3 protein-coding genes and 1 pseudogene are annotated in these 1,784 nt (G+C 62.2%); all 4 read right to left on the reverse strand.

Translation table 11 applies throughout. From position 1 onward, the window contains the following. Positions 1 to 180: pseudogene (locus tag V6M61_RS13790) on the reverse strand (carboxyl transferase domain-containing protein); the annotation flags it as partial. Between the two features lie 104 nt (positions 181 to 284). Further along, a complete protein-coding gene (locus V6M61_RS13795; RefSeq protein ID WP_332777149.1) occupies positions 285 to 1,106 on the reverse strand; it encodes an alpha/beta fold hydrolase in 822 nt (273 codons plus the stop codon). A 71-nt stretch (positions 1,107 to 1,177) separates the two neighbouring features. Further along, entirely contained in the window at positions 1,178 to 1,489 is a 312-nt protein-coding gene (locus V6M61_RS13800; protein ID WP_332777150.1) for a helix-hairpin-helix domain-containing protein, read from the reverse strand. A gap of 8 nt (positions 1,490 to 1,497) precedes the next feature. Then, positions 1,498 to 1,784: carboxyl transferase domain-containing protein (locus tag V6M61_RS13805; protein WP_332777151.1), on the reverse strand; the 287-nt coding region annotated here is incomplete at its 5' end.

A 1,784-nucleotide genomic window follows, 5' to 3' on the forward strand; every position in this document is an offset into this window, starting at 1 on the left:
CTTGTCCTCGCGGAAGATGATTTCCACCGCCCCCTTGGGCCCCATCACCGCGATCTCGGCGTTGGGCCAGGCGAAGTTGACGTCGCCGCGCAGGTGCTTGGAGGCCATCACATCGTAGGCGCCGCCATAGGCCTTGCGCGTGATCACCGTGATCTTGGGCACCGTGCACTTTAGCTGCGCTGCTGCGCCGCTTCGCGGCTGGTCCCCGCGATTGGCAATCAGTATCTTTGTGAACATATCAACTCTCTTTTTTTGATCGATGTCATTAAATGTCTGCTGCAGCGTCACCCGTACCGTGACACTTTTTCCATCAGTATCCGTATGAAGCGCTCCGACTTCTCCAGGTCCGGAAAATGCCCGCAATCGTCAAATTGAACGAGCTCGGCGTGCGGCACGATGTCCAGAAGGGACTGCGGATTCGTGTGCCGGTGCGACCGGTCTTGCGCCCCCCAGATGACCGTACAAGGGGTTTGGACACCTTTCAATCCGGCGTCTGACGCCTTGACCAGCCCCTGCACCACACCCGCCAGGCTGAAACAGGCGCCACAACGCAAGGCCTGCCGTGCCACATCGCGAAAAGGCGAAGCGTCCGTCGTTGCAGGCAGCGCTATGCGGTACCAGCTGGAAGCCGCCCGCTCGCGGAACAGCCAGCCCAGCCACTGCCCCAACACCGGCACTCTCAAGGGCTTGGGAACGACGCGATCGGTCCAGGCATGCATGGCCTGCAGGGAGGGGGTCTGCGACAAAACCAGGCCTGAAACCCTGTCGGGCGCGATGCGTGCGGTGCGCAGGGCATAAAAGCCGTTGGCGCAGCTGAAAGCCAGGGTTGCCTTGCGGATTTTCAGATGGTCCAGCACGCTCAAAACAAGCTTCGCACCCTGGTCCAGTGAGTGGGCATAAGACGCGTGGGGAAGAGAAAAACCGAAGCCTGGCATGTCGAAGCACACCACCCGGCAGGATGGGGACAGCCGATGGATCAGGGCCTGGTAATGCTCGACGACATTCGGGCCGTCCGGTACAAACACCACCACAGGCCCGGGGCTTGCTGAATCCACCACCCGGATGCGGCCGGCGTCCGTATCGATCACACTGAAGGCTGCCCGCATCGCCTCAGCGTCCGCAGCGCTCCGGGTGCGGCGTTGAGCCCAGGCGGCAAGCCAGCTGTCAAGCCTGGAGCTCAGCATGACCCGTCACCCGCGTTCTTCAAAGCTTGCAGCATGGCCTTGCGCTGCGCGGTAAAGTTCCACCATGGCTGGCATGCACCGCCGTTCATGAAGTCCTTGGCCGCCAAAAAGGTATCCAGCACGCAGGGGTCATGCCGCCTGCCCATGGGATCGCGCAAAGCCTCATACACGGCGAGCGGGTTCATGCGCTTCACATCCGCAGGCGTCTGCACCCCCACGGCACACAAATCTGCCGCGATGGACACACCGATATTGGGTATGTCCGTCAAGGTGCGTGCGGACGCCGCCGTCTGTGCCTTGGCCATGCTGGTTCCTACAGTGGAATATTGCCGTGCTTGCGCCACGGGTTCTCAAGTTTCTTGTCACGCAGCATCACCAGCGAGCGGCAGATGCGCTTGCGGGTTTCATGCGGCAGGATCACGTCGTCGATGAAGCCGCGCGCGCCGGCAACGAAGGGGTTGGCAAAGCGGGCCTTGTACTCGGCTTCCTTCGCGGCCAGCTTGGCCGGGTCGCCCTTGTCCTCGCGGAAGATGATTTCCACCGCCCCCTTGGGCCCCATCACCGCGATCTCGGCGTTGGGCCAGGCGAAGTTGACGTCGC

This window comes from Polaromonas sp. (genome assembly GCF_036676035.1).
GTDB lineage: Bacteria > Pseudomonadota > Gammaproteobacteria > Burkholderiales > Burkholderiaceae_C > Polaromonas.

Coding starts and splice junctions, on each gene's coding strand:
- V6M61_RS13800 (WP_332777150.1), bottom strand. CDS start 1,489: ATGGCCAAGGCACAGACGGCGGCGTCCGCACGCACCTTGACGGACATA.
- V6M61_RS13795 (WP_332777149.1), bottom strand. CDS start 1,106: ATGCGGGCAGCCTTCAGTGTGATCGATACGGACGCCGGCCGCATCCGG.